Raw genomic sequence first — 23,161 nt, 5'->3', positions numbered from 1 at the left:
GAAAAACTTGGTGGGTGTACAAGGATTCGAACCTTGGACCCGCTGATTAAGAGTCAGCTGCTCTACCAACTGAGCTATACACCCGTCCCGGCTCCGGACCCGTTAGAGGCCCGGCGGCGAGGGCGCGGAAAATACGCGAAAACGCGGCGTTGGCAAGGCGTTTGGGAGAGTTGTTTCGTGACGGCCGAAGAGCAGGCGCAAGCCGTTGATTTTGCTTACCTCGAGGGCTTCGTCGGCGGCGACGCCGGCATCGTCCTGGAGGTGCTGGCGCTGTTCTGCCAGCAGGCCGAATCCTGGCAGGCCGCGCTGACGCCGGAAAATCCCGACTGGCGGGCGGTGGCCCACACCATCAAGGGCGCGGCCCGGGGCGTCGGCGCGCGGGCGCTGGGCGACGTCTGCGAGCGCGCCGAGTTCGGCAGCCCCGACGAGCTGCCGGCCGTGCGCGCGGCGCTCGCCGAGGCGATGTCGGAGATCGCGGCCTACCGGGTCGCGAACGGCTGAGCCAGCCTCACGCGTCCTGGCGCAGACGGTCCCAGACGCCGAACTCGTAGGCGATGCAGCGCTCGATGAGCAGCCGCCACACCGGCTCGGCGATCTCCTCGGAGAGCCCGGCCGCGCGCGCCGCCGCCTTCACCTTCGCGACCACGTCCTCGATGCGGCCCTCGTCCCGCACCGCGCCCCGCTCGGGCTTGATGCGCGCGGCGGCGTCCATGTAGCGCTGGCGCTCGGCCAGCAGGGTGACCAGGGCGCGGTCAAGGGCGTCCACGCCGACCCGCACCTCGGCCATCGTCGTGCAGTCGGCCGGAAGCGGCCGATCGTCGATCGTAATCGTCGTGCTCAAGTCCAGATCGCTCGTCAGATGCCGGCGCCGTGGTCGATGGCCGCCAGCGCCGCTTCGTGCGCCTCGGCCTCCGCCTCGATCCAGCTGATGAAGGCCTTGACCTGCGGAAGCCGGCCCTTGGCCTTGGGATGGACGAGGTAATAGGCGAAGTCGACCGCCGTGGCGATCTGCAACGGCGCGACCAGGCGGCCGGCGTCCAGGTCCGCCTGGGCCAGGGTGCGCTTCGCCAGCGCCACGCCGCGGCCGTTGGCGGCGGCTTCGATCACCAGGCTCGACTGGTTGAAACGCGGGCCGCGATGGCCGTCGATACCCTTCAAGCCGCGCGCGGCCAGCCACATGGGCCAGTCCGGGCAACTGTCGTCGATCTCGGGCGAGCCGTCGTGCAGCAGGGTGTGGTTCTTCAGGTCCTCGGGCGTGGCGAGGGGGACCTCCTTGAGCAGCTCGGGGCTGATCACCGGGATCACTGTCTCGCTGACCAGGCGCTTCACTTCCAGGCCCGGGTAACGACCGGCCCCGTAGCGGATGGCGAGGTCGACCTCGCCCGCGGTCAGGTCGACGAGCTCCATGCCCGCGGACAGCCACACGTCCACCTGCGGGTGCGCGCGTTCGAACGCCCCCAGCCTCGGCACCAGCCACTTGGCGGCGAAGGAGGGCGGGGCGGTGATGGTCAGCCGGCGGCCGTCGACGGCCGCCGTGAGCAGGCTTGCCGCCTCGGCCAGGCGGTCGAACGCCTCGCGCAGCGCGGGCAGGGCGGTCTGGGCCGCATCGGTGAGCAGCAGGCCCTTGGGCGTGCGCTTGAACAGCGCCGCCCCCACATAGTCCTCGAGGTTCTGGATCTGCTGGGACACCGCGCCCGGGGTCACCGACAGCTCGTCGGCGGCGCGGCTGAAGTTGAGATGCCGGGCCGCGGCTTCGAACGCGCGCAGGGCGTTCAAAGGCGGCAGGCGCCGGCGCTCGTGCGGTCGTTCCATGAGAATCTCTGACAGCCCCGACAGAAGTCTTTCGGTTGCGAATTGGCGTCTGCGACACCTATTTGCAAGCGTCCGCCGGTGTATCGGCCCTTTTCACCGGCGGGCGAAGCGGCGGGGCGGGCCTTGGTCCGCCCCGTCCTGATTTGAAGCCGAAGGCGTTTAGAGAAGCTAATTTCATGCGGCATTTCCCCGACAGGCCTGGACGCGCCGACCGGCTGGTCGTCCTCGGCGGCAAGCCGCAGCGGACGCCGGGCGCGGTCTGGCTGGTGGGCGCGGGTCCCGGCGACCCCGAGCTCCTGACGATCAAGGCCCTGAAGGCGCTGGAGCGGGCGGAGGTGGTGGTCCACGACGGCCTGGTGTCCGACGAGATTCTGCGGCTGGCGCCCGAGGGCGCGCGCCGGATCTCGGTGGCCAAGCGCAAGTCGCGCCACTCCTACAGCCAGGACGAGATCAACCGCATGCTTGTGGCCTTCGCCCTCGAGGGACTGACGGTCGTGCGGCTGAAGGGCGGCGATCCGTTCATCTTCGGCCGCGGCGGCGAGGAGCTGGAGGCCTGCCGCGAGGCGGGCGTGGTGTGCCACGTGGTTCCCGGCGTCACCGCGGCGCTGGCCGCGGGCGCGTCGGCCGGAGCCCCGCTGACCCATCGCGGCTCGGCCCAGGCGGTCACCTTCGTCACCGGCCATGCAGCCCAGGGCGCCGAGCCCGACCTCGACTGGCAGGGCCTGGCCAAGGCCAACCACACGGTCGTCGTCTACATGGGCCTGTCCATGGCCGCGCCGATCGCCGCCCGGCTGATGGCGGCCGGGCGTGATCCGTCGACGCCGGCGCTGATCGTCGAGAACGCCAGCCGCGCCGACGAACGCCGGGTGGTCACCACGCTCGCCGGGCTGGCCGAAGCGGCCGCGTCCCTGGCGGGGCCGGCCCTGCTGGTGGTTGGTGAAGCCATGGCGCTGGCCCAGGCGGGCGGCGCGGAATTGCAAACCCTGCTGAAGGAGGCGCGGGCATGAGGGCGCTGACCGCAAACCGCCTCGTGGACGGCGAGGTCGTGTTCTGGCGCGAAGGCCAGTGGGTCGAGCGGTTCGCCGACGCGCAGCTCTTCCAGGATGGCGATGCGGCGGCGGAAGCCGCGGAGGCGCACGGCAAGAACCAGCCCACCGTCGTGGTCGAGCCCTACCTGATCGACCTCATGGAGGCCGAGGGGATCTGGGCGCCGGTCAGCTACCGGGAGCGCATCCGCGCGCTCGGGCCGACCAACCTGGCGCACGGCAAGCAGGAGGAGGGCGGCGCCATGGTCGAAGCCCTGCTCAACACCCAAGGCGCGGCCCGGTCCTCGGGCCGCGTCAATCTGATCAAGCGCAAGTAGAGGCGCGCCCATGTACCAGTACGACGCCATCGACCGGGATATGCTGGCGGACCGCACCGCGGAGTTCCGCGAGCAGGTCGGCCGCCGCCTCGCCGGCGAACTCACCGAGGACCAGTTCAAACCGCTGCGGCTTCGCAACGGCCTCTATCTGCAGCTCCACGCCTACATGCTGCGGATCGCGATCCCCTACGGCTCGCTGAACCCGACGCAGCTCCGCAAGCTCGCCTGGATCGCGCGCACCTACGACAAGGGCTACGGCCACTTCACGACCCGCACGAACCTGCAGTTCCACTGGATCAAGCTGAAGGACGCGCCGGACATCATGGACCACCTGGCCGAGGTGGACATGCACGCCATCCAAACCAGCGGCAACTGCGTGCGGAACGTGACCGCCGACCCCTACGCGGGGGCGACCGCCGAGGAGATCGACGACCCGCGCGTGTGGGCCGAGTCCATCCGCCAGTGGTCGACGGTGCACCCGGAATTCAACTGGCTGCCCCGCAAGTTCAAGATCGCCATCACCGCTGCGCCGAAGGACCGGACGGCGGCCAAGACCCACGACATCGGACTGGTGCTGCGCCGCGCGCGCGACGGCTCGCTGGGCTTCGAGGTGATGGTCGGCGGCGGCCTCGGCCGGCTGCCGCACATCGCGCCCACCATCCGCGAGTTCCTGCCGGCCAACCGGCTGTTCTCGTACCTGGAGGCGATCCTGCGGGTCTACAACCGCTACGGACGGCGCGACAACATCCACAAGGCGCGGATCAAGATCCTGGTGGCCTCCATGGGCCGCGAGGAGTTCGCCCGCCAAGTGGAAGCCGAGTGGGAGAAGATCGGCGCGGGCGTCGACCTGCCCGACACCGAGCTCGCGCGCATCCGCGGCGCCTTTGCGCCCAAGGCGTTCGACACCTTCCCGAACCGCTCGGAAGCCTACGAGGAGGCCAAGGCGTCGAACCCGGCCTTCGCGCGGTTCGCCCGCAACAACGTCAAGCCGCACAAGATTCCCGGCTACGGCATCGTCGAGATCTCGCTGAAGGCCATCGGTCAGACGCCGGGCGATGCGACCGCCGAGCAGATGGAGGTCGTGGCCGACCTCGCGGAGCGCTACGGCCAGAACGACATCCGGGTGACGCACGAGCAGAACCTGGTGCTGCCGCACGTCCGCCTCGACGACGTGCCCGCGGTCTGGGCGGCGCTGGCGCCGGCCGGCCTCGCCACGCCGAACATGAACCTGGTGAGCGACATCATCGCCTGCCCGGGGCTGGACTACTGCGCGCTAGCCAACGCCCGGGCGATCCCCGTGGCGCAGAACATCGCCCGCAAGTTCGACGACCAGGACCGCGCCGAGCGCGTGGGCGAGCTGAAGATCAAGATCAGCGGCTGCATCAACGCCTGCGGCCACCACCACGTGGGCCACATCGGCATTCTCGGCGTCGATAAGAAGGGCGAGGAGTTCTACCAGCTCACGCTCGGCGGCTCGGGGGCCGAGGACGCCTCGGTCGGCCAGATTCTCGGTCCGGCGCTGCCCTACGAGCGCGTGGCCGACGCCGTGGATATCCTGGTGGACGTCTACCTGCGCGAGCGCCGGGACGGCGAGCGGTTCCTCGACACCTTCCGGCGCACCGGCGTCGCCCCGTTCAAGGAGGCCGTCTATGCCGACGCGCATTAAGCTCACCGCCGACGGCCGCTTCGAGCTGGTCGAGGATCCGTTCACCACGGTCACCGACGACTGGGCGATCCCGAAGGGCGACGTGATCATCTCGCTCACCCGCTTCCAGGCGGAAGGCGACCGGCTGCTCTCGGAGGGCCGGAAGGTGGGCGTGAAGCTGGAGTCGTCCGAGGAGGTCGAGGCGCTCGCCTACGACCTGCCCAGGATCGCGGTCGTGGCGCTGAACTTCCCGAAGTTCGGCGATGGCCGCGCCTTCACCAACGCCCGCCTGCTGCGCGATCGCTACGGCTACGCCGGCGAGGTGAGGGCGGTGGGCGATGTCCTTCGCGAGCTGGCGGGCCAGATGGCCCGGTGCGGCTTCGACGCCTTCGAGCCGGCGGACGGCTCCAGCGCGGAAGCGTGGGCAAGGGCCGTCCACCGCTTCCGCCACGTCTACCAGCGCGCCGCCGATGCGCGGCCGCCCGCCTATGTGGAGCGGGGAGAGTGATGGCCTACGACAACGCATCCGCCGCCAGGGCGCCGACCCTGGCCGAGCGTCTTGACGCGGAGCTTCGGGACGCCCATCCGATCGAGATCCTCAAGGCCGCGGTCGCCCACTACGGGGGCAGCCTGGCGCTGGTGTCGTCCTTCGGGGCGGAGTCGGCGGTGCTGCTGCACATGCTGTCGCAGGTGAAGCCGGACCTGCCGGTGATCTTCCTGGATACCGGCCACCTGTTCGGCCAGACCCTTGACTACCGCAGGCAGCTCGCCGAGCGGCTCGGGCTCACCGGCATCCGTGACATCCGCCCGCTCTACCAGGATCTCGCCACCGAGGACCCGCAGGCGAAGCTCTGGCAGACCGACACCGACGCCTGCTGCCGGATCCGGAAGGTGCTGCCGCTGGACCGCGCCCTGGTGGAGTTCGACGCCTGGGTCACCGGGCGCAAGCGCTTCCACGGCGGCGACCGCCTGCGCCTTCGCGTGGTCGAGGAAGCCGACGGCAAGGTGAAGTTCAACCCGCTGGCAAACTGGACCAAGACGGAGCTCGACGCCTACGCCGCCGAGCACGACCTGCCGGCGCACCCGCTGGTGGCCCAGGGGTTCCCATCGATCGGCTGCTGGCCCTGCACGCAGCCGGTGGAAGACGGCGAGGACGTCCGCGCCGGCCGCTGGAAAGGGTTGGACAAAACCGAGTGCGGCATACATGTGGCCCGCGCTCCGGGCGCCGTGACCAACATGGGCGGCGACATCTGACGGCGCCGAGACACGAGACGAATTGGACATGAACGACGTTGCCGCCGCGGCCGCCCCGGCCCTCAAGCCTTCGGGCGCCTTCTATGTGGAGACGGTGACCTGGGTCCAGCACTGGACCGAGAGCCTGTTCTCGTTCCGGACGACGCGGGATCCGGGCCTGCGCTTCTCCAGCGGCCAGTTCGTCATGGTCGGGCTGATGAAGGAGGACGGCAAGCCGCTGGTCCGCGCCTATTCCATCGCATCGCCGTCCTGGCACGAGGAGCTGGAGTTCTACTCGATCAAGGTGCCGGACGGCCCGCTGACCTCGCGCCTGCAGAACATCAAGGTGGGCGACCAGGTGCTGATCGGCCGCAAGCCCACCGGCACCCTGGTGCTGGACGGCCTGAAGCCGGGCAAGCGCCTCTATATGCTGGGCACCGGCACGGGCCTGGCGCCGTGGCTGTCGCTGGCCCGCGACCCGGAGGTCTACGAGCGCTTCGACGAGGTGATCGTCACCCACACGGTGCGCCAGGTGAAGGACCTGAACTACCGGGAGCTCTTCGAGGCGGAGCTGCCGAAGGACGAGATCCTCGCCGAGGTGATCGGGGACAAGCTCAAGTACTACCCGACGGTCACCCGCGAGGAGTTCCGCACGAAGGGCCGGATCACCGACCTGATCGAGAGCGGTCAGTTGTTCCGCGACCTCAGCACGCCGCCCTGGGACCCGGCGGTGGACCGGGTGATGCTTTGCGGCGGCCCGTCGGTGCTGGTGGACCTGAAGCAGCAGCTCCTCGACCGCGGCTTCGTGGAGGGCTCGATCGCCAATCCCGGCGACTTCGTCCTCGAGAAGGCCTTCGTCGAGACGTGATCAGGCGTGGAGGCCGATGGCCTCCATGACGAACGCCGCCCGTTCGTCGGGCGCGGCGCGGGGGAGCTCTAGGAGCCGATATCCGGCCTCATCGTAGGCGCGGACGCAGAGCTCGTGGCTCGCCACCGCCTCCGCCCACGTCTGGTCGCGCTGGGCGTCCTGCACATAGATCTGGCGCCAGGGCGGCGCGACGAAGGCGACGGCGTTGAAGCGGTGCGCGCGCATCGCCTGCGCGCCTGCCTCGGTGCGGAAGGTGGCCCAGGCGTCGACCAGCGTGCGGTCGAAGAGCGCTGGGCCGGTCTCGGCCTGGAAGTGAGCCAGGTCGCGTTCCAGCATCAGCGCGGCGAAGCGGGGCAGGGGCGGCCGACCGCCGTGTTCCGTGATGATCGCCCGCGCGCTCTCCGGAATGCAGCGCAGGCCGCGCCTCTCAAGGGCGCGCACGAGTGTGGTCTTGCCGGCGCCGGGGCCGCCGGTCAGGGCGTAGAGATCAGGCTTGTGGATCAGGCGTCGCTCCGCGGCGCCCGCAAGGTCACGCCGGCGGGCAGCCCTTGAATTCGCCGACCTTCACCGCCGAGAGGGTGGAGAGGTTCAGCTTCTTGACCGGGGTCATCGAGGCGGAACCGCGGCCGGTATAGAGATCGATGCGCTGGCCCTTGATCGCGCCGCCGACGTCGGAAGCGTACCAGTAGCCGTCGTGCAGCTTGCCGTCGGGCATCTTCAGGCCGACGGTTTCCTTGATGAACAGGACGCTGCGGCGCGGGATGACGTTCTTGTCCACGGCGACCGTCCGCATGGCGACGACCTTGCAGCCGAGGGAGTCCAGGGCGCCAACGCCCTTGGCGCCGGCATGGTAGAGGGTGGCCTTCACGTTCCAGCCCGGCGCATTGGGAATGCTGCCGGTAATCACGGACATGATCAGATCGCCGACGGGATCTTTGGGCGCGGCTTGCGCGTTTGAGGCCACAGCAATCAGGGAGAAAGCGGCCAGGGCGGCGAGGCGGCGTCGCATGACGGCGTCTCCTTCGTCGTTGTACTGGTGGCGGGAGTCGTAGCCGGACTCCGCTCGCGGGGCAACCCGCAGCGGGTGCGGCGTTCATGCCTGTTAGAGGCGCTAACAGCGCCGTCGAGGCATCGTCGCTTGCTTTCCTTAAGAAATTCTCGCCTCTGGCTGCGGTGAAGCTCGGGGGCAGAGACCATGAAAATTTACGGCGATTCCATCTCCGGCAACTGCCTGAAGGTCAAATGGACCGCGGACTTTCTCGGGATTCCCTATGACTGGGTCGAGACGGACGTGGTCAGGGCGGAGACCCGGACGCCGGAATTCCTGGCGCTGAACCCGGCCGGGCAGGTGCCTGCGGTGGTGCTCGACGATGGGCGCCCGCTCGCCCAGTCCAACGCGATCATGCTGCACCTGGCCGAAGGTTCGCGCTTGATCCCGGAGGACGCCTACGACCGCGCCCGCATGTTCGAATGGCTGTTCTGGGAGCAGTACAGCCATGAGCCGTACGTCGCCGTCGCCCGCTTCCAGGTGAAGTACCTGGGCCGGCCTGCGGCCGAACTCGAGCCGAAGATCGTCGACCGGGGCCGCGCCGCCCTTCAGCGGCTCGAGGATGCGCTCGCCGAGAAACCGTTCCTGGTGGGCGAGGCCCCGACGCTGGCGGACGTTGCGCTCGTCGCCTACACGCGGGTGGCGGACGAAGGCGGCTTCGACCTTGCGGCCTACCCCGCGCTGCAGGCGTGGATCGATCGGGTGGAGCGGGCGCTCGGAATCGCGGCCGCAGAGGCCGCCTGACGCTTGCGTTCGGGCGGGGGAGTGCGCAAAGGGGCGCTCATGCAGCGTACCCTCTCCGCCCTCCTCGTCGCCGCCGCCATCGTGGCCCCCACTCAGGCGCTGGCCTGGGGCAACGCCGGTCACCGCATCGTCGGCGAAGCCGCGGCCCGGGCGCTGCCCACCGAGACGCCGGCCTTCCTGCGGACCCGCTCGGCGGTGACCCACATCGGTGAGCTGTCCCGCGAGCCCGACCGTTCCAAGGGCGCCGGAAAGGTGCATGACCACGACCGCGACGCGGCCCACTTCGTCGACCTGGATGAGGAGGGGAAGATCCTCGGCGGCCCGCCGATGCTGCCCTTCCAGGCGACCAAGGCTGACTACGAGACCGCACTCCGCGCCGCTGGCCTCGACATGTGGAAGGCCGGCTACCTGCAATTCTCGATCATCGATCGGCGCCAGCAGCTCACCAGCGATTTCGCCTACTGGCGGATCCTCAAGGCGGCCGAAGCCAACCCGAAGTGGCGCAAGCACCGCGCCTGGTTCAAGGCTGATCGCATCCGCCGTGAAGGCCTGATCCTGCGCACGATCGGCGAACTGTCGCACTTCGTGGGCGACGGCAGCCAGCCGCTCCACGTGAGCGTCCACTACAACGGCTGGGGCGACTACCCGAACCCGCAGGGCTACTCCACCGCGCGCCTGCATGGGCCGTTCGAGAGCGAGCTCGTGAAGACGCGCGTGCGCGCGTCCGAGGTCGAGGCGAAGGTCGCCCCGCTGCGGGTCTGCGACTGCAGCCTGGAGCAGCGCACGGCGGACTACCTCGTCGCCACGGGCAAGCTGGTGATCCCGTTCTACGAGCTTGAGAAGGCGGGCGGCCTCGCTGAGACCGATCCGCGCGGACCGGCGTTCGCCACCCAGCAGCTCGCCGTCGGCGCGTCCGAGCTGCGCGACGTCATCGTCGAGAGCTGGCGCGCCAGCGCCAACAGCAAGGTCGGCTGGCGTCCCGTGGCCGTGGCCGACGTGGTCGCGGGCAAGGTCGACCCCTATCCGAACCTTTACGGCATCGACTGATGCGGGCGGTCCCGCAGTTCGGCGTGCGCGAGGCGGGCCAGGACTACCCGGATCGGCCGACGGCCTTCGCCCTCATCGTGCGTGACGGGCAGCTCGGGGTGGTGCAGGTCGAAAGCCGGCAGAGGGGCCGGGTCATCGACCTGCCGGGCGGCGGCGTCGATCCCGGCGAAAGCGCAGCGCAGGGCGTGGCGCGGGAATGCGGCGAGGAGGCGGGGCTGAGGGTCACGGTCGAGGCGGAGCCGTTCGCCCGCGCCGACCAGTTCTTCGTCAACGACGACGGCTGGGCCCACAACTCCCGCGGCCAGTTCTTCGAGGCCCGCGTCGCCGCCGAGGCGCCGGAGCTGAAGGTCGAGGACGACCACACGCTGGTCTGGATGCCGCCGCAGGCCGCGCTGGTCGCTCTGGACCGCGAAGCCCATGCCTGGGCCGTGGCGGCATGGCTCAGGCGCCTTGAGCGGACGCGCCCGAACGGCTAACCCACGGGCCTTCTGCGGGAGCGCCCATGTCCGAGCCAACGGCCAAGATCATCGACGGCAAGGTCTATGCGGAGCGCGTCCGCAACCGCGTGGCCGAGGAAGTGGCGAGGCTTCGCGCCGACTACAACCTGCAGCCGGGCCTGGCGGTGGTGCTGGTCGGCGACGATCCGGCCAGCCAGATCTACGTCCGCTCCAAGGGCGAGCACTCCCTGGCGGTGGGCATGCACTCGGTGACCCACCGGCTTCCCGCCGACGCCAGCCAGCACGAACTGCTGCGGCTGGTGGGCGAGCTGAACGCCGATCCGGCGATCCACGGCATCCTCGTGCAGCTTCCGCTGCCCAAGCACCTGGACGAGCAGGCGGTGATCGCCGCCATCAGTCCCGACAAGGATGTGGACGGTCTCCATGTGGTCAACGCCGGGCGGCTGGCGAACGGCGTGCCGGCGCTGACGCCCTGCACCCCCCTGGGCTCGATGATCCTGCTGCGCGAGACGGTGGGCGACCTTGCCGGCAAGCGGGCCGTGGTCGTCGGCCGCTCCGTCCTGGTCGGGCGGCCGATGGCCCAGCTCCTGCTGCAGGCGGACTGCACGGTGACCATCGCTCATTCCCGCACCCAGGACCTGCCGGCCGTCTGCCGGGAGGCCGACATCCTGGTGGCCGCCGTGGGACGGCCGCGGATGATCCGGGGCGACTGGATCAAGCCGGGCGCCGCGGTCATCGACGTGGGCATCAACCGGGTCCCGTTCGACGATCCGGTGAAGGCGGCCGCCGGCCGCACGAAGGTGGTGGGCGACGTCAATTTCAAGGAGGCCGCCCAGGTGGCCGGCTGGATCACGCCTGCGCCGGGCGGCGTCGGCCTGATGACGGTGGCGGTCCTGCTCCAGAACACCCTCACCGCCGCCAAGCGGATCGCCGGGATCGGCTAGGCGAGGGGCGTCGCCTCGGCCTCCAACCAGCGGGCCAGCTGGCCCAGGACGTCGGCCGTCGCGCGGTCATACCCGCCCACGATGGCGCTGACCCGGTTGCCGGCGGCCGGGACGCGGGCCTCGAAGATCTGCTCGCGGGCGAAGGCGCGGTCGCGCGGACGCGTCAGAGCTGCACGCACCCGGACCAGCACCGTGGGCGCGGCGTCGGGGCCGTTCTCGTAGCGCGTCTCGAAACTGCGCACGTCCAGCCGGAGCACGTAGTCCGCGCGGGCCAGCTCGCCGCGCGAGACCAGCCGCACGCGCCCGGGCGCGGCGTCGAAGGCGGTCAGCACCGCTTGGTCCCAGAGCACCGAGGCGGGCGCCACCCAGCGGGAATCCGCGATGTACGAGGCCTCGTCGCCGGTGATCGCGAGCAGGCGGTCCCCGGAGGCCTCGCTCTGGAAGACGCTGCCGGCGCGGAAGACGGCGACGCTGCCGGCCGGCGGAGCGGTCGCGGTCGTGGACACCGGCGTCTGACCGAAGCGGTAGAGCTGGGCCGGGTCGCTCTTCGGGAAGAGCGAGATGCAGCCGCCGAGCGCCAGGGCGGCGATGGCGGCCACTGTGAGCCTTAGGAGGGCGTTCGATTTGATCAAGGCTCGACCTCCAGTTCCTTGGCGCGCGGCTTGGTGATGGCGCCCGCGCCGCCGCGCTGCACCTCGTTGACCAGCCGCTCGAGGCTCTCCGCAGCGCTCTGAAGCTGGATCACCGCGGCGGTGATCTGCGGCAGTCCGTTGGTGGCGAAGTCGGCCGTGGGCGCCTGGAGCGAGCTGATCATGGCGCGCGCGTCGCGGGCGGCGACCTTCGCTTCCTCGGCGGCGTCGGCCACATTGGCCAACGTGCGGCGACCGTCGCCGTTGATCAGCGTCCGGCTGTCCTGGAGCAGGAGCGTCAGCTCCGCACCCGCCTGGTCGATCCGCTGGAGGGCGCTCTGGGCGTCGGCGATGATCGCCTTGCGTTCCCGCAGTTCGGCGGTGACCGCCTGGGCGTCCGAGACGGCAGCCGAGAAGTTCTTGATGTTCTGATCGGACAGGACCCGGTTCACCCGGTCCAGCGCCTCGATGGTGCGCGTCAGCACCGTGCCGCCGCCTTCGAGCAGGTCGGAGAGGGTGCTGCGCTGGCTGCGCAGGATGGGGATCTTGTCGTCGGGCACGGTGTCCTTGAGCAGGGGGCGCGAGGGCGTGCCGGCGGTGATCTGAATGTAGTTCACGCCGGTAATGCCCTGCGGCTCGAGGGTGGCGTAGGAGTCGACCCGGATCGGCACGTCCGAGGTCACGCGGGCGCGGGCGATAACCCGGCTGGGGTTCGTCCGGTCAAGCGCGATGCGGGTGACCTCGCCCACCTTGATGCCGTTGAAGTGGACCTCGCCCCCCTGGTTCAGGCCGCGCACGGGGCCCTGGAAGAGGATGTCGTACAGGTCGTTCTCCTGGCGGAACTGCCAGCGGGCGAGCCAGACGATGAAGATGACCAGCCCGATCGACAGGATCAGGGCGGACAACCCCACCATGGCGTAGTTGGCGTTCTTCTCCATCAGGCCTCCGTCCTCGCCCGGTCGGCCGCGGCCTTGGCGGCGCGCCCCCTGGGCCCGAGGAAATATTCGCGGATCCATGGGTGATCCGACGTCTCAAGCTCCTGCACCGGCGCGCAGGCCACGACCCTCTTGTCGGCGAGCACCGCCACCCGGTCGGTGATCTCATACAGGGTATCGAGGTCGTGGGTGATCATGAACACCGTCAGCCCGAGGCTGTCGGAAAGATCCTTGATCAGTTCGTCGAAGGCTGCGGCGCCGATCGGGTCGAGCCCCGCCGTGGGTTCGTCGAGGAACAGCAGTTCGGGGTCGAGCGCCAGCGCCCGGGCGAGGCCGGCGCGCTTGCGCATGCCGCCTGACAGCTCCGCCGGCTTCAGCACCCCGGCGTCCGGACGCAGGCCCACAAGCGCGATCTTCAGCTCCGCCAGCTCGTAGATCTCGGCGCGGCTGAGGTTGGTGTGCTCGAACATCGGCGCGGCGACGTTCTCCTTGACCGTCAGGTTGGAGAACAAGGCCCCGCTCTGGAACAGCACGCCCCAGCTCCGGTTGATGGCGTCCCAGCGCCGCCGCGAGGCGGTCTCGATGTCGTTGCCGAACACCCGGATCGTCCCGCCCTGGGGGCTGCGCAGGCCGATGATCGAGTTCATAAGCACCGACTTGCCCGCGCCCGAGCCGCCGACCACGCCCAACACCTCGCCGCGCTTCACTGTGAGGTCCAGCCGGTCGTGGACCACGTGATCGCCGAAGGCGTTGACGAGGCCGCGCACCTCGACGGCGGGGCCGTCCTGGTCCAGCAGCTCCTCGTCCGAGAGCGCCCGCTCGTCCCGCACCTCGGTCAAATGTCCAGCTCCATGTAGAGCAGGGCGAAGGCCGCATCGATCATGATGATGGCGAAGATGGCGTGCACCACGGCGGCGGTCACGCGGCGCCCGAGGGATTCCACGTCGCCGCCCACCAGCAGCCCCTGGCGGCAGCCGATGCCGGCGATCACCGCCGCCATCACGGGCGCCTTGGACAGACCGATCCAGAACTGGGTGGCGCCCACGTTGTCGACGATCCGCTGCAGGAAGAAGGCGGGGCCGAGGTCGAGCGCCGACCACGTCACCACCATCCCGCCGAAGAGGCCGGCGAGCGTCGCGACGAAGGTGAGGAGCGGGATGGTCAGCAAGAGGGCCGCGAACCTCGGCAAGACAAGGGCGTCGAACGGATCAACGCCCAGGACCCGCATGGCGTCGACTTCCTGGTTCATCTTCATCGAGCCGATTTCGGCCGCGAAGGACGAGGCCGAGCGGCCGGCCAGCAGGACCGCCGTGATGATGATGTTGAACTCGCGCAGCACGGCGATGCCGATCAGCTCGACGGCGAACACCTCGGCCCCGAACTGCCGCAGCATGTTAGCGCCGAGCAGGCCCACCACCGCGCCGATGAAGAAGGAGGTGATGGCCACGATCGGGATGGCGTCGAGGCCCGCCCGTTCCATCAGCGAGACGACCGCCGCCCAGCGGATCTTTTGCGGCGCGATGAAAAGGTTGACCAGGGTCCGCCCGAGCACCACCAGCAGGTGGCCGAGGAAGCCCATGGTCTCGAGGAACTCGTGGCCGAGGTCCACCACGCCCTTGCCGATCCGGATGGTCAGGTCGTGGAAGCCCTTGGGCTCGCGGCGCACCACCGGCTTGCGCGTCACCGCCTCGGCGACCAAGGCCAGCAGCCGGCGGGTCTCGGGCCGAGCCCGGGTCTGCTCGATGTCGAAATCGTGGCCCGCGGCGCGGATCACCGCATAGGCGCCGGCCGTGTCCATCCGGCGCACCTGCATCAGGTCCAGGGCTGCGCCAGCCTGGCCGTCGAGCGTCGCCGCCAGATTGCGGCCGGCGTCGCCGAGCTGGCTCGCGGTCCAGTCGCCGCTGAGGCTGACGGTGGGGCGATCCGCCGCGGTTCTGACGGTGAAGTCGGCGGGTCTCTCCATCCGGCGGCGGTCTCGAAAGCTCCCTGGCAGTATGGGCGCAGGCATCAGCGCCGAGTCATCTCGGCGCGCTTACCCCGACCCTAGCAGAGCCTGCCCTAAGGCCCGAACGCCTTATGGCGCAGCCCGTTCCGCGTTTCTACGGCCAAGCTGCGGCCCATTTTCGCCCCACTCGGCCCGGTAATCGTCACCTCTCGGATTCGCCCGGCGAATCCCCGTGAGACGCAAGGCTGGAGAGTGCGTTGACCCGCCAGATCGAACTCGCCGGGAAATCCGGCGCCCGCTACCGCTACACCGCGCTCGAGGAGGACCGGTTCATCACGCCGGCCGGGGCGAACTACGTCATCGCCGAGGTGACGGAGGAGGGCGCCCGGGTGGTCTATGCCGGTGAGACGGACAACCTCGCGAACCTGACCTGGCGCAAGGCCCTCGAGGCCGCCCGTCAGCAATACGCCGACCCCAAGGTGCTGACGCGCTTGAACGTGACGCGCGCGGTGCGCGAGGCCGAGCGGGCCGACCTCATCGAGCAGTACCATCCGCCGATGAATCAGGAGAACCGGGCCTAGGCCGCTGGCGGAGCCGGCCCGGCTTCGCCAATCTCCGGGCGTGGAGAGTCCCGCCGCCATCGTCATCTTCGGCGCCGCCGTCCGCGCGGACGGTCGACCGTCCCCCTCGCTCGCCCGACGGATCGGCTACGGGCTGCAGGCGGCGCTCCGCGATCCGAGTTCCGTGGTGCTGTGCTCGGGAGCGGTCGGGCGGCACCCGCCGTCGGAAGCCGCGGTCATGGCCGCCGCGCTGAGGGCGGGCGGCGTGCCGGACACGCGGATCGTCCTTGACGAGGAGAGCCGCGACACCCTGCAAAGCGTTCTCGCTACGGTCCGCTTCCTGAGGGCGAGGGGGCTATCGTGCTGCATCGTCTGTAGCGACCGCTATCACATCCTGCGGATCCGCCTTCTGCTCGGCGCCCTCGGCGTGCGGACCAAGGTCGGTCCGCTGCTGCCGGGACGGGGCGGCGCGCCTCGCCGCCACTGGCTGCGCATGCGACTGCGCGAGGCGCTGGCGATTCCCTACGACCTCGCCATCGTGCTGACGCGCCGGCGGAGCCTGCTGTCGGAGATCCGGCGATGAGCCGGATCCGCGTCGCCACCGCGGGTTGGGCGGTTCCGCGGGCGGTCCGGGAGGCGTTTCCCGAGGCCGGCAGCGGGCTCGTGCGCTACGCCGGACGATTGAGCGCCGCGGAGATCAACTCCAGCTTCTACCGCTCGCATCGGCCGGGCACCTGGCGGCGATGGGCGGAGGAGACGCCGGAGGGCTTCGCCTTCGCCGTGAAGGTCCCCCGGAGTCTCACCCACGAGCGCCGGCTCGCCGACCCGGGCGAGCTGCTCGACGCCTTCCTCGATGAGGCGCGCCTCTTGGGGCCCAAGCTGGGTCCCATCCTCGTGCAGTTGCCGCCGAGCTTGGCGTTCGATTCCGTTGTGGCCGGCGGCTTCTTCGGCGAGCTCCGGGCGCGCCATGCCGGACCCGTAGCCTGCGAGCCGCGCCACGCGACCTGGTTCGAGCCCTCCGCCGAGGCGCTGCTGACCGAGGTGCGCGTCGCCCGGGTGGCCGCCGACCCGATGCGCCACCCGGCGGCGGGGACGCCGGGCGGATGGCCCGGCCTGGCCTACTGGCGGCTGCACGGCTCGCCCCGGATGTACTGGTCGGCCTACGACGAGGGCATGCTCGCCACGCTGGCCGCGCAGCTCCGCAGCGAAGAGGCCGAGGCGGTGTGGTGCGTCTTCGACAACACGAGCTCGGGCGCGGCGGCCGCCAACGCCCTGCGCCTGCGGGAGCTGCTCGGAGATTGACTCTCGGGTTTACGAGCGTAGTTTCATAAAACTACAAACATAAATCGGAGAGACGCTCATGCTTCGTCACGTCACCTGGAGCGCCGGCGCGCTCACCTTCCTCCTCGGCGTCAATGCGGCGGCCCAGCCCACCGCCCCGGCCGATCCGCCGCTGGCCGTGGTTCCCGCCGCCGAGCGGCTGACGCTGGGCGGGGTGTTCGCCGACGCCGATCCCATCATGAAGCTGGTGATGTCGGGGCTCGCGCTCGCCGCGCTGGCCGCCCTGGCGGTCTGGATCCTGCACGCGACGCGTCGCGATGTGGGCCGCGGGGCGGGCGGCGCCCTGGCCTACCTGTCGGCGCTCGGCGCGGCCGGACCGCTGGTGGGCTTCTTCGGAGCGGCCTACTGCCTGCTCCACAGCTTCATCGGGCTCTCCAACGTTCGGCCGACGCCGTCCCTCGCCATCATGGCCCCGGGCTTCGCCGAAGCGCTGATGGCGGCGATGCTGGGCCTGCTGGCGGCGGCGATCGCCGTGATGGGCGACCGTCACCTGAAAGCCAAGATCCATGCCGCGGCGTCCGCCGCGCGCTCGACGGAAGAGTCCTTGCAATCTCCCGCTCGCCAGTCGCGTTTAACCGCGTAAACTGGCCGCATGACGAAGATCTCGGCCGCGGAAAGCCACGTCATGGAAGCGCTCTGGGCCGGCGAGCCGCTCAGCGCCGACGAGATCGTGGCCCAGGTCGGTCCGGCCCAGAACTGGGGCGAGGCCACCGTGAAGACACTGATCAACCGCCTCCTCAAGAAGAAGGCGCTGGTCTCTGAGCGGGCCGGCGGGCGCACCCGCTACCGGCCGCTGGTCAGCCGGGCGGACTATGTCACCGGCGAGAGCCAGGGGCTGCTCGACCGCCTGTTCGGGGGCGAGCTTGCGCCCCTGGTCGCCCACTACGCCAAGCACCGGGCGCTGACGCCGGACGAGGTGAACCGCCTCAAGCGGCTGATCGAGGATCTCGACGAGGATGACTGAAGCGCTCGTCACCATCCTCGGCGGCGACATCCTCGCCGGGCTCGCCGCCCTCGTGCTCTACGTCAACGCCGCGACCGCGCTGGCCGTCCTGTGGGTGCTCGGCAGCCGTATCCCGGTCCGCGGCCTGCTCGGCCCCCAGTCGGCCTACGCGCTGTGGTTCCTGCCGCCGGCCGCCGCCGCCCTGGCCCTGGTCTTCTTCCTTGTGCTCCCGCCCGAGCGGCGGCTGACCGTGCCGGCCCCCTCCGAGGCGGTGTTCGCCGCCTGGGCGGCCGGCGCGGCGCTGATGGCGACGGCCTTCGCGATCGGCCAGGCGCGCTTCGCCGTGCAACTGAGGCGAGGGCTCACCGGGCCCGCGGTGGTCGGCCTGATCTCGCCACGCATCGTCATGCCTGCCGACGACGGGCACTACACGGCCGAGGAACGGGCGCTGATCCGCGCCCACGAGCGCCAGCACATCGCGCGCAAGGACACCCGCGCCGTGGCGCTGCTGGCGCTCGTCCGCTGTCTCTTCTGGTTCAACCCCTTCGTCCATCTCGCCGCCGGTTTCCTGCGGCTGGACCAGGAGCTGGCCTGTGACGCCGCCGTGGTGATGAACCGGCCGCGCGCGCGCTCGGCCTACGCCCGGGCGCTGCTGAAGACCCAGCTCGCGGCCACTCCGCTGCCGCTCGGCTGCTACTGGCCGTCGCGCGGCCGCCATCCCCTCGAGGTGCGCGTGGCCCATCTAAAACGGCGCGAGACGCCGCGCGAGGTCGGGGGCGGCGGCCGGGCCGGGCGCACGCTGACGGGGCCGGTGGACGCCATCCGCCCCTAGGCAGCTACTGCGGACGCGGCGGCTCGGGGGCGGACGCGCCCCTCGGCCGCGCCTCCTCCTCACGACCCCAGTCCTCGCCCCGGTGCAGCACCTGGCGCTCCCGGGGTAGGGCGTAGGGATGCTCGGCCTGCAGCCAGGCGATCATCTTCTCCCGCACCTCGCAGCGCAGGTCGAAGAGCGGCCCGGAGGCCGCGGCGCTGACGAGGCAGCGCAGCTCCATGGTGCGCTCCTTGAGGTCGGTGAGCTGGACGACGCCCACCCGGCCGTCCCAGTGCGGTGACGCGCGCAGGATCTCCTCCAGCTTGCGGCGCACCGGCTCCACCGCCAGGGCGTAGTCCACGTAGAGCATGGCCGTGCCCATGAGCTGGGCCGACTCGCGGGTCCAGTTCTGGAACGGCTTCTGGAGGAAGTAGGTGAGGGGCAGCACCATGCGCCGCTCGTCCCACAGCCGCACGACCACATAGGTGGTGGTGATCTCCTCGACGTTGCCCCACTCGTTCTCGACGATGACGGCGTCGTCGATGCGGATTGGCTGGGTCACGGCGATCTGGATGCCGGCGAAGATGTTGGACAGCAGGGGCTGCAGCGCGAGGCCCACGAGGATGGACGCCGCGCCGCCGGCCGCGAGCAGGCTCACGCCCCACTGCCGCACCCCGCTGATGGTCATCAACGCCAGGCCGACGCTCACCACCATGACGAGGACGGCGACGGCGCGGCGCAGGATCTTCACCTGCGTCAGGTGCTTCCGGGCGATCAGGTTGTCGCTCACGTCGACCCGGTAGCGGCGCATGTAAAGCGCGGCGCCGATGTCGAGCGCAGTCATCGTGATCCAGCCCATCACCAGGATGAAGGCGATCAGCATGACGTGCTGGAAGAGGGCGGTCGCTCCCGGGCTGAGCGGCGCAGCCGGGGCCACGGCGCCCAGGACGATCAGCACGGTCAGCATGCGCGCCGGGCGGCGGGTGCGGACGAGCAGGGCGCGCCAGAACTCGTCCCGGCGCCGGAGCGCGCCGCGCACGAGCCGCACCACCACCACGTGGGCCATCAGCGCGGCGGCGACAGCCAGTCCGAACACGATGAGGGTGGCGAGCCAAGGCGGCGCCCAATCCACGCTTTCGCGCAGGCGGACCACGAAGGTTGGAGGGGTCATGGTGCTAGAGAACCGCGGCGGCGGCGAACGGTTCACGGGGAGCCGGGGCACGAACCCGCCGCCAGGGACCGGGTCTAGGGCAACGCATTTCTCCGATCCGACTTATACTGTCCCAATCAGGATTGAATATCCCGACAACGCTGTGCACGCTTCCACCAGGAGGCGACGATGGGCGCATCGGGGTACAGGTCGTATGGCCGGCGGGACCGGGCGTTGCTGGAGGCGCTGTCGAGCCGGCGGGAGGGGCGGGTCACGGAGCTGCCGGAGCTTACCGGCCTGGAGCTTGAGGTGGTGCGCCAGCGGCTCTCGGTGATGCGCCACGACGGCTCGGCGCGCTGGAGCGACGTCTTCGTGCCCGCCCGGGCCGGGCGCCCGCTGGAGGCGCTCACCTACGTCAAGCTGAAGGAGCTCTCCAAGGCGCAGCTCTCCGCCTTCGAAGGCTACTGCCGGTCGGATCCGGCTGTGGCCGCCGCGGTGCTGCTGGCCGGCGGCTACGACTATGCGCTCACCGGCTACTTTCGGGACCATGGCGCGGCCCGGGAGTGGGCGCGGCAGCTCGGGCTCAGGCCGGACGTCGGGCGGGTGGACCAGAAGATCGTCCAGACCCGGTTCGGCCACCCGCTGGGCGGGGTGCCCTGGGCCTGAACGAAATCAGCGCCGGGCGCGCTGGCGCTTAGGTGTCGCGGCGGCCTCGAGCCGGCGGGGTGGGGCCCGCACCACCGTGGGGGCCGGCTCCTCGTGGTGCAGGGTCATGAGGGATTCCATCAGGTCCTCCTCGGCGCTGGAGCACACCCCGAGGACCACGGCCTCCTCGATCCCCTCCGGCACGATGTAGGCGTGGCCCATGGTGCTGTCGATGTAGATGGACTCGCCGGTCTGCAGGGTGACGGGTTCGTAGAACTCGGTGTGGATCTCCACCGGGCCCTCGATGACATAGATGTACTCCTCCCCCGGGTGGCGGACGAGCTCACCGAACTCCTGGACGCTGTGGGCGCGGATGCGCGTGACGGTGGGCACCATGCGCTTCCGGCGCAGCTCGGGGCAGAGGTAGTAGTAGTCGTAGTTCGGGGTCTGGACGCGAATCGCCTCTTCCAGCCGCCCGATGGACCGGCGCGCGGTGATCGCGCCGCCGGCCGAGGCCGTTTCCGGTTCGGCGAACAGTTCGGACATCCGCAGGTTCAGCCGCTGGCTGAGCTGCAGGAGCTTGTCGTAGGTCAGCGTCAGGCGGTCGTGCTCGACCTTGGACAGCGTCGACAGCGGGATCCCCGTCCGCTCGCTCATCTCCTTCAGCGTCCAGTTGTTCCGGGCCCTGAGGCCGCGGAGCAGGCTGCCGAGCGTCGGCTGGCGTGACGTCAAGATCGTTCCTCTCATCCCGGGCCGCCCGGCGCGTCCTGATCAGGACAAGCCTCGGCGGGTACGGCGGGGCCGCGCCGCCAGCATATTCCTCGCGCGGGCCGCCGCAAGTGAAGCCGAGGCCCGCTGCGGCAGCCTAACCCGGGACCGTTGACAATTTTCCGACTGGGATCACTATCGCCCTATCAGGATGGTTTCTCCGCGGCGAGGCCTGCCCGGCCTGGCGCTGGAGGACCGAGTGGCCGGCCCGGCGCCGCGCCAGGGGGAACACATGGGACGTCTCAGAACTGCCGCGGCCCTGCTCGCCGCGGGCCTCCTCTCAGCTCTGGGCGCGCAGGCGGCGCCCAAGTTTGGTCCGGCTCCGTCCGTCACGCCCTCCGCGCCGACGCCGCTGTCCTCGCCGCCCGTGGCGCCCGCGCCGCTGGGTGTCGGAGGCGACGTCGCGCGGCCGCTCACCGCGCCGGACCTAGAGGCCTGGCTGGACGGCTTCATGCCCTATGCCCTGGAAAGCGGCGACGTGGCTGGCGCGGTGGTGGTGGTGGTCAAGGACGGCCAAACCCTGCTGCAGAAGGGCTACGGCTATTCGGACGTTGCGAAGCGGACGCCCGTGGATCCGGCGACCACCCTGTTCCGGCCCGGCTCCACCTCGAAGCTGTTCACATGGACGGCCGTGATGCAGCAGGTGGAGCGCGGAAAGGTCAATCTCGACGCCGACATCAACACCTACCTCGACTTCAAGATGCCGCCGGGTCCGGGCGGCAAGCCGATTACCATGCGGGACGTGATGACCCACACCGCGGGCTTTGAGGAGGCCGTGAAGGGGCTCATCGACGACGATCCGACCCGGCTGAAGACGCTGGAGCAGGCGCTGAAGAGCTGGACGCCCACCCGGATCTATCCGGCGGGCACGACCCCGGCCTACTCCAACTACGCCACGGCGCTCGCCGGCTACGTGGTGCAGCGTGTCTCCGGGCAGGACTTCGACAGCTACATCGAGCAGAACATCTTCCGCCCGTTGGGGATGACGCACGCCACGTTCCGCCAGCCGCTGCCGGCGAACCTCGTCCCCTTCATGTCCAAGGGCTACAACCGCGCGTCCTCGGGCGAGGCCAAGCCGTTCGAGCTGATCCCGCTCGCTCCGGCCGGCGCCATGTCGGCCTCGGGCCAGGACATGGCGGCCTTCATGATCGCCCACCTGCAGGACGGCGAGTACCGCGGTCAGCGGATCCTCGCGCCCGAGACGGCGCGGATGATGCACGACACGACCCGGACCCTGCTGCCGCCGCTGAACCGTATGGCGCTCGGCTTCTACGAGCAGAACGTCAACGGACGCCGGGTGATCTCCCACGGGGGCGACACCCAGTGGTTCCACACCGAGCTCTACCTCTACCTCGACGACAACGTCGGCCTGTACGTCTCGGTGAACAGCGAGGGCCGTGAAGGCGCGGCGGGGCCGATCCGGATGGCGCTCTTCCGCGAGTTCAGCAACCGCTACCTGCCCGGCCCCAACCCGACGGCCCAGGTCGACGCGAAGACCGCGGCCGAGCACGCGAAGATGATCGCCGGCACGTACGACAACTCCCGTCGCGTGGAGACCAGCCTGGTCAGCCTGGCGAATCTGCTGGGCGCGACCAAGATCGTCCCGAACAAGGACGGGACGATCTCGGTGTCGATCTGGCGTAACGGCAGTGGCGCGCTGCGCAAGTACCGCGAGATCACGCCCTTCCTCTGGTACGAGGTTGGCGGCGACAGCCGACTGGGCGCCGTGGTCGAGGGGGGCAAGGTCGTCCGCTGGTCGATCGACGAGTTCTCGCCCTTCATGGTGTTCACGCCGGAACATCCGGCCAAGGCCTCGAGCTGGCTCGTGCCGGCGGTGGGCGCCAGCCTGGCGATCCTGCTGCTCACGCTCGTGCTGTGGCCGGTGACCGCCATCGTGCGGTGGCGGATGGGCGCGCCGTTCCCGCTGGCGGGCCAGGAGCGCCGGGCCTATCGCCTCGTCCGTATCGCCGCGCTCGCCTCGGCCGGTACGATCCTGGCTTGGTTCGGCACGGTGATGGCCATGTTCGCCGACCTGACCCTGCTGAACGGCGGCCTCGATCCGGTGCTCTGGCTCCTGCACATCGTCGGCTCCATAGCGGTGCTGGGCGCGGTGCTGGTCGCCGGCTGGAACGTGTGGGTCGTCTGGCGCGGTCAGCGGAGCTGGTTCGCGAAGCTCTGGAGCGCGCTGATCCTGATCTCGACAGTGATCCTCGCCTACCTGGCCGTCGCCTACCACCTGGTCGGCTGGGGCGTGAACTTCTGATCCCCTGAG

29 protein-coding genes and 1 tRNA gene are annotated in these 23,161 nt (G+C 70.2%); 19 read left to right on the top strand and 11 right to left on the bottom strand.

What is annotated here, in order from left to right:
- Positions 1–8: 8 nt before the first annotated feature.
- Positions 9–84, bottom strand: a tRNA-Lys gene (locus tag ACE3Q8_RS10560).
- Between the two features lie 93 nt (positions 85–177).
- Between ACE3Q8_RS10560 and ACE3Q8_RS10555 the strand changes: the two genes are divergently transcribed.
- Entirely contained in the window at positions 178–501 is a 324-nt protein-coding gene (locus tag ACE3Q8_RS10555) for an Hpt domain-containing protein (RefSeq protein ID WP_374470239.1), read from the top strand.
- A 7-nt stretch (positions 502–508) separates the two neighbouring features.
- Here the strand turns inward: ACE3Q8_RS10555 and ACE3Q8_RS10550 are convergent, their stop codons facing one another.
- Together ACE3Q8_RS10550 and gcvA are read right to left on the bottom strand one after the other, a co-directional pair.
- The gene (locus tag ACE3Q8_RS10550) at positions 509–787 is read right to left on the bottom strand and encodes a chorismate mutase (RefSeq protein WP_374470269.1); all 279 of its coding nucleotides are present in this window, start codon (positions 785–787) and stop codon (positions 509–511) included.
- A gap of 68 nt (positions 788–855) precedes the next feature.
- A complete protein-coding gene (gene gcvA, locus ACE3Q8_RS10545; protein WP_374470238.1) occupies positions 856–1,812 on the bottom strand; it encodes a transcriptional regulator GcvA in 957 nt (318 codons plus the stop codon).
- Positions 1,813–1,988: 176 nt separating this feature from the next.
- Between gcvA and cobA the strand changes: the two genes are divergently transcribed.
- The 6 genes from cobA to ACE3Q8_RS10515 are packed head-to-tail and all read left to right on the top strand — an operon-like array spanning position 1,989 to position 6,921.
- A complete protein-coding gene (cobA, locus tag ACE3Q8_RS10540) occupies positions 1,989–2,819 on the top strand; it encodes a uroporphyrinogen-III C-methyltransferase (protein ID WP_374470237.1) in 831 nt (276 codons plus the stop codon).
- On the top strand, positions 2,816–3,175 hold the full coding sequence (locus ACE3Q8_RS10535) for a DUF2849 domain-containing protein (protein WP_374470236.1): 360 nt from the start codon (positions 2,816–2,818) through the stop codon (positions 3,173–3,175). Before cobA ends, ACE3Q8_RS10535 begins: the two co-directional genes overlap by 4 nt.
- Positions 3,176–3,185: 10 nt before the next feature.
- Entirely contained in the window at positions 3,186–4,841 is a 1,656-nt protein-coding gene (locus tag ACE3Q8_RS10530) for a nitrite/sulfite reductase (protein WP_374470235.1), read from the top strand.
- Positions 4,825–5,328, top strand: a complete 504-nt coding sequence (locus tag ACE3Q8_RS10525; protein WP_374470234.1) for a DUF934 domain-containing protein — start codon at positions 4,825–4,827, stop codon at positions 5,326–5,328. Before ACE3Q8_RS10530 ends, ACE3Q8_RS10525 begins: the two co-directional genes overlap by 17 nt.
- The gene (locus ACE3Q8_RS10520; RefSeq protein ID WP_374470233.1) at positions 5,328–6,074 is read left to right on the top strand and encodes a phosphoadenylyl-sulfate reductase; all 747 of its coding nucleotides are present in this window, start codon (positions 5,328–5,330) and stop codon (positions 6,072–6,074) included. Before ACE3Q8_RS10525 ends, ACE3Q8_RS10520 begins: the two co-directional genes overlap by 1 nt.
- A 28-nt stretch (positions 6,075–6,102) precedes the next feature.
- Complete coding sequence (locus ACE3Q8_RS10515; RefSeq protein ID WP_374470232.1) at positions 6,103–6,921, top strand: ferredoxin--NADP reductase; 819 nt, start codon at positions 6,103–6,105, stop codon at positions 6,919–6,921.
- Here the strand turns inward: ACE3Q8_RS10515 and ACE3Q8_RS10510 are convergent, their stop codons facing one another.
- Both ACE3Q8_RS10510 and ACE3Q8_RS10505 read right to left on the bottom strand, forming a co-directional pair.
- Positions 6,922–7,398: an AAA family ATPase gene (locus ACE3Q8_RS10510; RefSeq protein ID WP_374470268.1), complete on the bottom strand. Its 477-nt coding sequence runs from the start codon at positions 7,396–7,398 to the stop codon at positions 6,922–6,924. It abuts the gene before it with no gap.
- 52 nt (positions 7,399–7,450) lie between these two features.
- Positions 7,451–7,930 (bottom strand): 3D domain-containing protein, encoded by a 480-nt coding sequence (locus ACE3Q8_RS10505; RefSeq protein ID WP_374470231.1) that lies wholly within the window; start codon positions 7,928–7,930, stop codon positions 7,451–7,453.
- Between the two features lie 186 nt (positions 7,931–8,116).
- Between ACE3Q8_RS10505 and ACE3Q8_RS10500 the strand changes: the two genes are divergently transcribed.
- The 4 genes from ACE3Q8_RS10500 to folD are packed head-to-tail and all read left to right on the top strand — an operon-like array spanning position 8,117 to position 11,162.
- Complete coding sequence (locus ACE3Q8_RS10500) at positions 8,117–8,713, top strand: glutathione S-transferase family protein (protein WP_374470230.1); 597 nt, start codon at positions 8,117–8,119, stop codon at positions 8,711–8,713.
- A 39-nt stretch (positions 8,714–8,752) separates the two neighbouring features.
- Positions 8,753–9,760, top strand: a complete 1,008-nt coding sequence (locus ACE3Q8_RS10495) for a S1/P1 Nuclease (RefSeq protein WP_374470229.1) — start codon at positions 8,753–8,755, stop codon at positions 9,758–9,760.
- A complete protein-coding gene (locus ACE3Q8_RS10490) occupies positions 9,760–10,236 on the top strand; it encodes an NUDIX domain-containing protein (protein WP_374470228.1) in 477 nt (158 codons plus the stop codon). The genes ACE3Q8_RS10495 and ACE3Q8_RS10490 overlap by 1 nt, the downstream gene beginning before the upstream one ends.
- Before the next feature lie 26 nt (positions 10,237–10,262).
- The gene (gene folD / locus ACE3Q8_RS10485) at positions 10,263–11,162 is read left to right on the top strand and encodes a bifunctional methylenetetrahydrofolate dehydrogenase/methenyltetrahydrofolate cyclohydrolase FolD (RefSeq protein WP_374470227.1); all 900 of its coding nucleotides are present in this window, start codon (positions 10,263–10,265) and stop codon (positions 11,160–11,162) included.
- Here folD and ACE3Q8_RS10480 read toward each other — a convergent pair.
- The 4 genes from ACE3Q8_RS10480 to ACE3Q8_RS10465 are packed head-to-tail and all read right to left on the bottom strand — an operon-like array spanning position 11,159 to position 14,689.
- Positions 11,159–11,794: an ABC-type transport auxiliary lipoprotein family protein gene (locus ACE3Q8_RS10480; protein WP_374470226.1), complete on the bottom strand. Its 636-nt coding sequence runs from the start codon at positions 11,792–11,794 to the stop codon at positions 11,159–11,161. The two genes, folD and ACE3Q8_RS10480, sit on opposite strands and share 4 nt — an antisense overlap.
- Positions 11,791–12,729: an MlaD family protein gene (locus tag ACE3Q8_RS10475; protein ID WP_374470225.1), complete on the bottom strand. Its 939-nt coding sequence runs from the start codon at positions 12,727–12,729 to the stop codon at positions 11,791–11,793. Before ACE3Q8_RS10475 ends, ACE3Q8_RS10480 begins: the two co-directional genes overlap by 4 nt.
- Complete coding sequence (locus ACE3Q8_RS10470) at positions 12,729–13,556, bottom strand: ABC transporter ATP-binding protein (protein WP_374470267.1); 828 nt, start codon at positions 13,554–13,556, stop codon at positions 12,729–12,731. Before ACE3Q8_RS10470 ends, ACE3Q8_RS10475 begins: the two co-directional genes overlap by 1 nt.
- A 5-nt stretch (positions 13,557–13,561) precedes the next feature.
- Positions 13,562–14,689 (bottom strand): MlaE family lipid ABC transporter permease subunit, encoded by a 1,128-nt coding sequence (locus ACE3Q8_RS10465; RefSeq protein WP_374470224.1) that lies wholly within the window; start codon positions 14,687–14,689, stop codon positions 13,562–13,564.
- Between the two features lie 239 nt (positions 14,690–14,928).
- On the opposite strand from ACE3Q8_RS10465, the gene ACE3Q8_RS10460 reads away from it, so the two are divergent.
- The 6 genes from ACE3Q8_RS10460 to ACE3Q8_RS10435 are packed head-to-tail and all read left to right on the top strand — an operon-like array spanning position 14,929 to position 18,347.
- The gene (locus ACE3Q8_RS10460; protein WP_374470223.1) at positions 14,929–15,252 is read left to right on the top strand and encodes a hypothetical protein; all 324 of its coding nucleotides are present in this window, start codon (positions 14,929–14,931) and stop codon (positions 15,250–15,252) included.
- 40 nt (positions 15,253–15,292) lie between these two features.
- Positions 15,293–15,814: a YdcF family protein gene (locus tag ACE3Q8_RS10455; RefSeq protein WP_374470222.1), complete on the top strand. Its 522-nt coding sequence runs from the start codon at positions 15,293–15,295 to the stop codon at positions 15,812–15,814.
- On the top strand, positions 15,811–16,533 hold the full coding sequence (locus ACE3Q8_RS10450) for a DUF72 domain-containing protein (RefSeq protein ID WP_374470221.1): 723 nt from the start codon (positions 15,811–15,813) through the stop codon (positions 16,531–16,533). Before ACE3Q8_RS10455 ends, ACE3Q8_RS10450 begins: the two co-directional genes overlap by 4 nt.
- Positions 16,534–16,591: 58 nt before the next feature.
- Positions 16,592–17,155 (top strand): MotA/TolQ/ExbB proton channel family protein, encoded by a 564-nt coding sequence (locus ACE3Q8_RS10445; RefSeq protein WP_374470220.1) that lies wholly within the window; start codon positions 16,592–16,594, stop codon positions 17,153–17,155.
- A 9-nt stretch (positions 17,156–17,164) separates the two neighbouring features.
- Entirely contained in the window at positions 17,165–17,536 is a 372-nt protein-coding gene (locus tag ACE3Q8_RS10440) for a BlaI/MecI/CopY family transcriptional regulator (protein WP_374470219.1), read from the top strand.
- On the top strand, positions 17,529–18,347 hold the full coding sequence (locus tag ACE3Q8_RS10435) for a M56 family metallopeptidase (RefSeq protein ID WP_374470218.1): 819 nt from the start codon (positions 17,529–17,531) through the stop codon (positions 18,345–18,347). The genes ACE3Q8_RS10440 and ACE3Q8_RS10435 overlap by 8 nt, the downstream gene beginning before the upstream one ends.
- A gap of 4 nt (positions 18,348–18,351) precedes the next feature.
- On the opposite strand, the gene ACE3Q8_RS10430 is transcribed toward ACE3Q8_RS10435, so the two are convergent.
- The gene (locus ACE3Q8_RS10430; protein WP_374470217.1) at positions 18,352–19,497 is read right to left on the bottom strand and encodes a mechanosensitive ion channel family protein; all 1,146 of its coding nucleotides are present in this window, start codon (positions 19,495–19,497) and stop codon (positions 18,352–18,354) included.
- A gap of 168 nt (positions 19,498–19,665) precedes the next feature.
- Between ACE3Q8_RS10430 and ACE3Q8_RS10425 the strand changes: the two genes are divergently transcribed.
- Positions 19,666–20,142, top strand: coding sequence for a hypothetical protein (locus ACE3Q8_RS10425; protein ID WP_374470216.1), 477 nt, complete (start codon positions 19,666–19,668; stop codon positions 20,140–20,142).
- A gap of 6 nt (positions 20,143–20,148) precedes the next feature.
- On the opposite strand, the gene ACE3Q8_RS10420 is transcribed toward ACE3Q8_RS10425, so the two are convergent.
- Positions 20,149–20,853: a helix-turn-helix domain-containing protein gene (locus ACE3Q8_RS10420; RefSeq protein ID WP_374470215.1), complete on the bottom strand. Its 705-nt coding sequence runs from the start codon at positions 20,851–20,853 to the stop codon at positions 20,149–20,151.
- 268 nt (positions 20,854–21,121) lie between these two features.
- On the opposite strand from ACE3Q8_RS10420, the gene ACE3Q8_RS10415 reads away from it, so the two are divergent.
- The gene (locus tag ACE3Q8_RS10415; RefSeq protein WP_374470214.1) at positions 21,122–23,152 is read left to right on the top strand and encodes a serine hydrolase; all 2,031 of its coding nucleotides are present in this window, start codon (positions 21,122–21,124) and stop codon (positions 23,150–23,152) included.
- Positions 23,153–23,161: the final 9 nt, after the last annotated feature.

Origin of the sequence: Phenylobacterium sp. (genome assembly GCF_041913825.1) — a bacterium.
Lineage (GTDB): Bacteria > Pseudomonadota > Alphaproteobacteria > Caulobacterales > Caulobacteraceae > Phenylobacterium.
The sequence above is the reverse complement of the archived record's forward strand: the minus strand, read 5'-3'. Positions and strand labels throughout refer to the sequence as shown.